The sequence below is a fragment of the Euryhalocaulis caribicus genome (assembly GCF_000412185.1).
GTDB classification, from domain to species: domain Bacteria; phylum Pseudomonadota; class Alphaproteobacteria; order Caulobacterales; family Maricaulaceae; genus Euryhalocaulis; species Euryhalocaulis caribicus.
In genome coordinates, this window is sequence record NZ_ASJA01000034.1 from 1 (window position 1) to 8,859 (window position 8,859).

The window sequence follows — 8,859 nt, forward strand, 5'->3', positions numbered from 1 at the left end:
CGGGCAGGATAGAGCACACTGGTTCAACGTGCCCCCTCTCCCTTTCGCGCAAAGCCAATCAAGATTGGGCGCTCAAAGCCCTCTCCCCCTCGCGGGGGGCGAGGGTGAAGCCTTCTCACCCCTCCCGATAAACCGACTTCTCGAAGCGGCGGTGGACCCAGAACCAGTCGGCGGGGGATTCCTTGATGCGGTCCTCGACGAAGCGGTTGATGCGCGTCACCACGGCTTCGACCTTTTCTGTCGTCGGCTTGCCTTCGGGCAGGTCGAAGGGTTCGTGGACGGTGACCTCGAATTTCGGGGCGTCGCCGATGCGCTTCACGCTCATCGGGATCAGGGGGACGCCGGCGCGCATGGCCAGGCGCGTCGGGCCCGGGGCGGTCATCGCCTCGCGCCCGAAGAAGGGGACCGGGATGCCTTCGTTGAATTTCTGGTCGTTCATCAGGGCGATGGCGCGGCCCTCTTCCAGAATCGCCATCAGCTCTCGCGCGCCTTTCATCCCGGCTTTGGGCGTCAGCGTGCCGACGCCATAGCCGCGGCGCACGCGCTTCACCTGTTCGTCGAACCAGGGATTGTTCGCCGCGCGATAGGTGATGGCGCAATCAAGACCGCTCTGCACGATCGCCATCGCCATGACTTCCCAGTTGGCGAAATGGCCCGAGATCAGCACCGCGCCGCGGCCCGAGCGTGTAACCGCGTCCAGATGCTCCACGCCTTTCACGGTGATGTTGTCGCCCTGATAGGCGGTGATCTTGTGAAGGTGGGGATATTCCGCAAACGTCCGGCCGATATTCGACCAGTGCTGGCGGGCCGTGGTTTCCCGCCATTCCGGCGTCTGGTCGGGGAAGGCGATTTCCAGATTCTTCAGGGCGACCTTGTGGGTCTTGGTCAGGGGGCCGAGCGTGCGGAGGATGGCCGCGCCCAGATTGCTGGCCGTGTTCAGCGGCAGCAGGCCGAAACCGCGCAGGAAGGCCTCATAGGCGCCTGCCTCCAGCGCCCAGATCGCGCGTTGTCCGAATCCGGCCATGGGGAATCCCTTAAGCCGCCTTGCCGCCGCCGTCCATCACCGGGGCGATCATGTCGTTCAGGGCCTCGGCGTTGTCGAAGGCGGCCTCCACCGGCCAGACCAGCACGTTCTGCCGCCAGCAGCGCGGCAAGCGGGCATAGTCCTTCTCGGTCGTGATCAGGCGGGCGTCGAAATCCTTCGCGCGGCGGCGGAGGGCGGACAGCTCGTGCTCGGAGAAACGGTGGTGGTCGTTGAAGGACTTGCTCTTCACGATCCGGCCACCGCAATCCTTCAGCGAGTCATAGAATTTCTCCGGCCGCCCGATTCCGGCGAAGGCGTAGAGATTGCCCTCCGGCGGGGGATCGGAGGGGACAAGCCCGGCGCAAAGGATCGGCACGCCGCAGCGCTCCACCGCGCGCGGCGTCTCGCCCGGCCCCATCATGATGACCGCGTCGGCGCGGCCCAGCCCGAAATCGGGACGTTCGCGCAGCGGGCCGGCGGGGAAGACGTGGCCGTTGCCAAAGCCGGTGCGGCCATCGATCACCACGAAGGAGAAATCCTTGACCAGCGAGGGGTTCTGGAAGCCGTCATCCATGATGATCAGGTCCGCCCCCGCATCGGCGGCGGCGCGCGCCCCGGCCACGCGGTCGCGGGCGATCCAGGTCGGCCCGTCCTGCGCGTGCAGCAGCGCCTCGTCCCCCACGTCGTCGGCGGCGTGGAAATTCCAGTCGACGCGGGTCAGGCCGTGCAGCCGCCCGCCATGACCGCGCAGGAGGACGTGCGCGTCCAGCCCCCGCGCGGCGGCAAGGTCGCGCAGCGCGCGCACCACCGGCGTCTTGCCGGTGCCGCCGACCGTCAGGTTGCCGACGCATACGACCGGGGCGTCGACGCGCTGGGGATTGGCGCGGCGCCATTTGCCCTCGTGAATATCGGCATAGATGGCGGCCAGCGGCGAGAGCAGCGCGCTGAGCCAGTTATGCTGGTGCCAGAAATCGGGTCCGCTCATGCCGCTCTCCCCCGCGCGGGCAGCAGCGGCCGCAGCGCGTCCAGCGTGCGGTCCATCGCCCCCCGCGCGGCCTCGACCACGCTGCTGGCGGCCTCCACCCGGGACCGCCGCGCCCCGTCATCGGACAGAAGCGTGGAAACGGCAAGCGCCAGTTCGCCGGCGTCCCGCACCCGCGCCACGCCGCCGGCCGCGTCGAGCTGGGCGTAGAGGTCCGCGAAGCTGGCGGCGTGCGGCCCGGCGATGAGAGCGGAGCCGCACTGCGCCGCCTCCACCGGATTGTGGCCGCCAATGCCCTCCGCCAGCGAACCGGCGATCAGGGAGACCGGGGCGGCGCGGAAGAACAGGCCCAGCTCCCCCAGCGTGTCGGCGAGATAGACGGCCGTCGCCGCCGAGGGCTCCTCCCCCCGCGAGCGCACGGCGTGGGAGAGGCCGGATTCGCGTATAGCGCGGATCACCGCGTCCCGCCGTTCGGGGTGGCGCGGGGCGAGGATGAGGAGGGCGTCCTTGTGCTCGTCCAGCAGGCGGGCATGGGCGGCCAGGGCGATTTCCTCCTCCCCCTCATGCGTCGAGGCGGCGAGCCAGGCGGGGCGGCCGGCGGTCATGGCCTGCACGGCGGTGAGGGCGTCCAGATCCACGGGCGGGGCCTCGGCGTCCAGTTTCAGGTTGCCGGCGCAGTCGATATGGCGGCCGGTGAGGCCGGAGAGACCGGCGGCGGTGACTTCATCCGCCGCGCCGATCCAGCGGAAACAGTTGAACAGGCGCTCGGCCGTGCGGGGGGCGCGGCGGGCCCAGCGGTCCAGCGTGGCGGCGTTCATGCGGGCATTGGCCAGCGCCAGCGGGATTCCGCGCCCGGCGGCCTCCTGAATGAGGTTCGGCCAGATCTCCGACTCCGCGAAGACGGCGAGGTCCGGTCGCCAGTGGTCGAGGAAACGTTCGGCATGAGCCGGAGCGTCCAGCGGGATGTACTGGTGCTGTGTGCGCGCACCCTTTCGCTTTTCGACCAGCGCGGCGGAGGTGGCGGTGCCGGTGGTGATGAGGAAGCTCAAATCCTCCCGCTCCTCGCCCAGCCGCCGCACGATCTGCAACAGCATCAGCGACTCCCCGACGCTGGCGCCGTGCAGCCAGACCAGCCCGCCCGCCGGGCGCTCCCGCGTGGAGTGGCCGAAGCGTTCGGGCAGGCGCGCCGGTTCTTCCTTTCCCTTCGCCGCGCGCCGCTGCAGCCAGACCGGCGCCAAGGGGGCGAGGACGCGCATGACGAGCGCGTAGAGGCGGAGGCCAAGCGGCTGGCTCACGCGGGCGCCTCCGGCTCGACCCCGGCGATGCGGTCCGCCTCCGCCGCGATCTCGTTCAGCGCGGTTTCCAGCCTTGCGCGCACCGCATCCATCTCCGCCGGTTCGGCGTCCTCGGCGGGCGGGTCGATGGGTTCGGCCCAGACGATGGCCCCTTTGGAGAACGGGAACGGGAAGACGAAGCGGTCCCAGGTGTTCAGGACCTTCCGCCGCCGCACCGACCAGGCATAGGGGCAGAGCGGGGCCTGCGCGGCCTTGGCCAGCCGCACCGCGCCCATGGAGGCGTGCATCCGGGGGCCGCGCGGGCCGTCCGGCGTCATGCCGACCACGCCGCCGGATTCGACATGGGCGATCATGGCGCGATAGGCGCCCTCCCCGCCCTTCTTCTTGTCGCGCTTGGCCGCCTTGCGGGTGGAGCCGCGGATGACGCCGACGCCCAGCCGCTCTGTCGCGTCGGCGACGAACTGGCCGTCCGGCGAGGCGGAGATGACCATGCGGCGCGGCTGCGCCCCGTCCGGCCAGCCCACGACCGCCTGCATCACGCCGCGATGCCACATGCACGCCACCGCGCCCCGGTTCGAGGCCCAGAGCGCGGCCATCCGGTCATCGCCCGCCAGCGTCCAGCGCGTGGTGCGCTGGACCAGCCGCATATAGGCGAAAACCAGATAGCTCAGCAGCCATTGCACCGGCCTTGAGCGCAAAAATCCCTTCATGGCCGCGCTTCTAACCGAGACGGGCCGCGCGGGAAACGCTGTACGGCGGTTTGCGAAGCGTCCGAAAGCCGCTAACACGCGGCCAGCCATGACCCTTTTCGACCTCAACGCCCCCGGCGCCCGCAAGCGCGCCATGCGCAGCCTGATGCTGGGCGATCACGGCTTCCTGCGCGTGTGGTTCGCGAACCGCCACCAGATCACGCCGAAAATGGCCCGCTCCAACCAGCCCTCGCCCAAGCGGATCGCGGAGGAAGCGGCGCGCGGCGTGAAGACCATTCTGAACGTGCGGGGGGACAGCCCGGAAGGCTTCTACGCGCTGGAGAAGGAAGCGTGCGAGGAACACGGGATCGCGCTGGTCGATTTCCGCTTCCGCAGCCGCGACGTGCCCTCGCCCGAGGATGTCCTCGCCTGGAAGGCCCTCCTGAGCGAGATCGAGTACCCGGCCCTGATTCACTGCAAGTCCGGCGCGGACCGCGCGGGCATCGCCGCCGCCCTCTACATGATCCTGCACGAGGGCGTGAGCGTCGAGGAGGGCATGGGCCAGCTCGACAAGAAATACCTCCACGCGAAGGCCGGAAAGACCGGAGTCCTCGATTTCTATTTCGAGGAGTATTTGAAAGCGCGCGAGGCGAGCGGCGTCGGCTTCGAGGACTGGGTGCGCGCCGGCTACGACCCGAAGGAAATCCGCGCGAAGTTCAAGGATACCCCGGTCGGGAATTTCTTCGTCGACAAGGTGCTGCGGCGGGAGTGAGGCTCCTTCCTTCTCTCAAATTCCATAGAGCGTCATCCTCCGACGAAGCGAAGCGGAGATCGGAGGACCCAGTTTAAATCTTTGCGACCACGTTCTCCTGGGTCCTCCGGTCAAGCCGGAGGATGACGGGATGGATGGCTGCTCTCTATTAGCTCCCGGAATTCGCGCCAGCGAATATCCGGGACCCAGCCCTCTCGCATATCGCCGTCCCTGGACCCCGGATAATCGCTTCGCGATTTACGGGGACTCGCGGGCGTCACCGGATGCGCCGAAAACTCCGCGCGGCCAGGGCCGCCGGAGCGATGGAAGGGGGGTGCGGCGCGTCTTTTGCGGGACGCCGGCCGTCAACTTATGTTGATGTTTGCGAACCACGAAAGACGCGCCGCGTGACGGATATTGCGAACCCCGTCCGGTCGCCCGGCGGGGCCTCCCGCCCCCGAGATCAGATTGCCGTTCGTTCGGCGGCAAAGTCTCGGCGACAGGCCGGGGCGCATCGGGGGGTCTAGTCCCGTTTCAAGCCCGCGGCCGCCACATTCCGCCCCGCCAAAAGCGACCGAGCCCTAGCCCTCTTCATGGGACGGAACAGGGAGGAGTATAGGCGCACGGGAAATCCGGGCGGATTGTTGGGGGAGTTTGCATCATACTGGGGACGCTAATCCCATGATTTCAAAAATAATTTTCCAGTTAGAAAATTCAATTGCACATGGGATGAATCCTGTTCTATCCATACCCGCAATGGCGTGGTTTAACCAAACGGTCTATGCGATATGGAATATAGACCCTCCCCCCTATTCCTCTCCACAACTTTTAAGCACTGCCTATAAGCTGCTTTATGCAGGTCAGGTAAATCTTCTAAAAGTTCTGAATATTCTTCTACATCTTGCATCTCTCCAATTTTATAATGATAAAATTGAGGTATTTCTAATAATTCCTCGTCATCAAGTGAGGCACGAGCATATATTATTATAGAAAACAATCCATTTAAATAACCATGAAAATAAGCCGCGTTACAATAATCCTTTTTTCTAAAGTACTCCTTTTCTCTTTCATCATATAGACTGATAAGGCTTTGAACATAATGGAGGTCTGAATAAATACCCTCCTTTCTTAAGTCCCATATTCTCTGCAAAGCATGCAAGACACCATCCTGATATACCGATGAAATTAATGATTGAGGTTTGTCAAATACATTGGCATTATCATGTAGCCATTTAGAGGCTCTTTCTACATCAATTTCGCAATCTAAAATGTAATCATACAGTTCATCATCCACATAACACTCATCGTTACATAAATGCTCTTTTACAGATTGTAAAAAGAATGTTCCGTCCGTTTTTATTGCTTCAATATTATATTGCTTTAAATTCTCAATATCATCTTCTTCAAAAAATGGAGAAACAAAGTAATGTCTTCTGGAAAAAGGACCCAGCTCACCTTTAACAAAATCAAAAATGTGCTTAAAATCAAAATCTTTAAAGGAATAACCAATGAAAACAAATGTTTTAGTAGATAACAATGACTTCAATCTGGCACCAACAAGGTTTTTTTCAAGATCGATGGCGCACTGATCATAGTCTGATTTTGTCACTATTAGAGATGAGTAGTTATCTATTGTTCCGTGTATCTTTAATACACGCCTACGTGGCTCGCCCCAAAAAGCCATGTCATTAGAATAAACAAATGGCTTTGCCGCACACTCATCCTCAAAATACCTATCCCAATTCGTAGTCACTATGTCCTTTATATAAGGCATTGTGGCCATTTCTCTATGAAATTTGTTGGCGTTATTCCTTAACGATCTAAATGCATTTATGTAATCAAACCTCGTTACAATTGTATCAATAAGTTTTTTTCTGCCGTTAGGCTGATTACAAAATTTCTCCATGATGTCCGGAAACTCTTCGCTTCCATCACAAGATAATTTATGTATTATTTCATCATATAGAGTATGAGCATGAGCTTGTTGATTTTCTGTGCTTATACCTGCCCCGGCAAACACCACACAATTTGACGAAGAAATTTCGCCCTTTAAGTGCGGGTCTAAATCGAAGTCGTAATGGTATCGACAGATCGAGCACTCGCAGTTGTTGCTCATACCTAATTTTCCAGCGATTCTCGACAGTGCATAAACCTAAAAGAGAATAATTTTTATAAAGCAATTATGCTACCCCTCCCGAAACTGCAACTTCGCCAGTTCCGAATACAACCCGCCCTTGGCCATGAGCGCCTCGTGGGCGCCCGTCTCCACGACCTTCCCGGCGTCGAAGACATAGATGCGGTCGGCGTGGCGGACGGTGGCGAGGCGGTGGGCAATGACGAGCGTCGTGCGGCCCTGTGACAGGCGCTGGATGGCGGTCTGGACCTGGCGTTCGGATTCGGCGTCGAGCGCGCTGGTCGCCTCGTCCAGCAGCAGGATGGGGGCGTCCTTCAGGAAGGCGCGGGCCAGCGCGATGCGCTGGCGCTCGCCGCCGGAAAGGCGCTCGCCCCGCGCGCCGACGGCGGCGTCATAGCCGCCCTCCATGCGCATGATGAAATCATGGGCGGCGGCGGCTTTGGCGGCGGCCTCCACCTCCTCGTCCGTGGCGTCCAGCCGGCCGAAGGCGATATTGGCGCGGACCGTGTCGTCGAACAGGATGACGTGCTGGCTGACCGTGGCGATGTGGGCGCGCAGGGAATCGATGGCGACATCGCGCACGTCCCGCCCGTCCACGGTGACCGCGCCGCCGGTCGCCTCGTACAGCCGGGGGATGAGGTTGAGGACGGTGGACTTGCCCGCGCCCGAGGGGCCGACCAGGGCCACCATCTCCCCCGGCGCGGCCTGAAGGCTGGCGCCGCTGAGGGCCGTGGCGCCGGTGGCGTAGCGGAATTCCACGTTTTCGAGGGCGACATGGCCCTTCACGTTTTCCAGCGGCGTTGCGTCGGCTGAGTCGGTGATCGCCGGGGCCTCGTCCATCACCGAGAAGATGCGGTCGAGCGCGGCGAAGCCTTCCTGCGCGACGGCGGACAGCGTGCCGATGGCGCGCACGGCCGGGGCCATGACGCCGATGGCGGCGACGAAACCGACCAGATCCCCCACCGTGGCCGCGCCCTCTATCGTGCGCCAGCCGGCGAAGGCGATGACGCCTGCGAGCGCGGCGCCGCCCGCGATCTCCAGGATCGGGTCCACGCGCGCCTTGCCGGAAAAGAGCTTCAGGGAGAGGCGGAAACGCTCCAGGAAAGAGGCGTTGGCGCGCTCCGTCTCGCGCTCCTCCAGCCGGTAGGTCTTCACCATGCGGGCGCCGGAGAGCGACTCCTCCAGGAAGGAGGTGACCGCGCCCATCTGGATTTGCGCCTCGCCCGAGACGCGGCGCAGGCGCTGGCCGATCTTCACCACCGGATAAAAGGCGATCGGATAGACCAGCACGATCAAGAGGGTCAGCATCCAGTCCAGCCAGACCATGACGCCGAGCGTGGCGATGACCGTCATCACGTCGCGGATCAGGTTATTGGCGCCGCGCACCAGCGATTCCCGCAACAGGTTCACGTCGTTGGTAAAGCGCGAGACCAGCGAGCCGACGGACTCCCCCGCGATGCGGGCGTAATCGGCCTGCATCAGGCGGGCGAACATCGCCTCCTGCACTTCCTGCATGATCTTGAGCGCAAGGCCGTTTGTGATGACGAGCTGGTAGTAGAGCGAGACGCTGCGCACCACGGCCGCGGCGATGATTAGCAGCGGGACAAGGGTGAGGACGCGGGGGTCGCGCTCGGCCACCAGGTCCAGCGAGTACTTGGTGACCGCGGCGTAGGAGGCCGCCGCCGCAGAGGTGATCGCCATCAGCACCACCGCCACCGAGAGCCGCCGCCATTTCGGCGCGACATAGTCCCGCCACAGCCGCGCGGCGAGCGCGCCGCTGGTGGCCTCGGTCGGTGGGGCGGGTGATGTCACGGCGCCGGGCCGGGCTTGGGTGTCGGGTTTTCCATTACGCATCCCCCGACATCTAACCCATCGGGATTCAACAGGGAACGCCGCAAATCCCCTCGCCCCCGCGAGGGGGAGAGGGCTTGAGCGCCCAATCTTCAGATTGGTTGCGCGAAAGGGCGAGGGGGCGGGTTGAACC

7 protein-coding genes are annotated in these 8,859 nt (G+C 63.1%); 1 reads left to right on the top strand and 6 read right to left on the bottom strand.

Features of this window, described 5'->3' with window-relative positions:
* Nucleotides 1-115: 115 nt before the first annotated feature.
* Genes L338_RS15985 through L338_RS16000 form a run of 4 tightly spaced genes read right to left on the bottom strand, consistent with a single transcriptional unit; the run spans nucleotide 116 to nucleotide 4,011 of the window.
* A complete protein-coding gene (locus tag L338_RS15985; protein ID WP_022699421.1) occupies nucleotides 116-1,024 on the bottom strand; it encodes a lysophospholipid acyltransferase family protein in 909 nt (302 codons plus the stop codon).
* Between the two features lie 10 nt (nucleotides 1,025-1,034).
* Nucleotides 1,035-2,009 carry a tetraacyldisaccharide 4'-kinase gene (lpxK, locus tag L338_RS15990; protein WP_022699422.1) on the bottom strand — a complete coding sequence of 325 codons (975 nt, stop codon included), beginning with the start codon at nucleotides 2,007-2,009 and terminating at the stop codon, nucleotides 1,035-1,037.
* Nucleotides 2,006-3,301, bottom strand: a complete 1,296-nt coding sequence (locus tag L338_RS15995) for a 3-deoxy-D-manno-octulosonic acid transferase (RefSeq protein ID WP_022699423.1) — start codon at nucleotides 3,299-3,301, stop codon at nucleotides 2,006-2,008. Before L338_RS15995 ends, lpxK begins: the two co-directional genes overlap by 4 nt.
* Entirely contained in the window at nucleotides 3,298-4,011 is a 714-nt protein-coding gene (locus L338_RS16000) for a lysophospholipid acyltransferase family protein (RefSeq protein WP_022699424.1), read from the bottom strand. Before L338_RS16000 ends, L338_RS15995 begins: the two co-directional genes overlap by 4 nt.
* Nucleotides 4,012-4,099: 88 nt before the next feature.
* Here L338_RS16000 and L338_RS16005 point away from each other — a divergent pair, with 88 nt between their 5' ends.
* Entirely contained in the window at nucleotides 4,100-4,762 is a 663-nt protein-coding gene (locus L338_RS16005; protein WP_027068616.1) for a fused DSP-PTPase phosphatase/NAD kinase-like protein, read from the top strand.
* Between the two features lie 745 nt (nucleotides 4,763-5,507).
* Here the strand turns inward: L338_RS16005 and L338_RS17175 are convergent.
* Together L338_RS17175 and L338_RS16010 are read right to left on the bottom strand one after the other, a co-directional pair.
* A complete protein-coding gene (locus tag L338_RS17175) occupies nucleotides 5,508-6,761 on the bottom strand; it encodes an SIR2 family protein (protein ID WP_161624646.1) in 1,254 nt (417 codons plus the stop codon).
* A 165-nt stretch (nucleotides 6,762-6,926) separates the two neighbouring features.
* A complete protein-coding gene (locus L338_RS16010) occupies nucleotides 6,927-8,687 on the bottom strand; it encodes an ABC transporter ATP-binding protein (protein WP_022699426.1) in 1,761 nt (586 codons plus the stop codon).
* Between the last annotated feature and the right edge of the window lie 172 nt (nucleotides 8,688-8,859).

What these genes read in the sequence shown, in the direction of transcription:
- L338_RS15985 (WP_022699421.1), bottom strand. Translation starts at nt 1,024, where the DNA reads ATGGCCGGATTCGGACAACGCGCGATCTGGGCGCTGGAGGCAGGCGCC.
- lpxK (WP_022699422.1), bottom strand. Translation starts at nt 2,009, where the DNA reads ATGAGCGGACCCGATTTCTGGCACCAGCATAACTGGCTCAGCGCGCTG.
- L338_RS16000 (WP_022699424.1), bottom strand. Translation starts at nt 4,011, where the DNA reads ATGAAGGGATTTTTGCGCTCAAGGCCGGTGCAATGGCTGCTGAGCTAT.
- L338_RS16005 (WP_027068616.1), top strand. Translation starts at nt 4,100, where the DNA reads ATGACCCTTTTCGACCTCAACGCCCCCGGCGCCCGCAAGCGCGCCATG.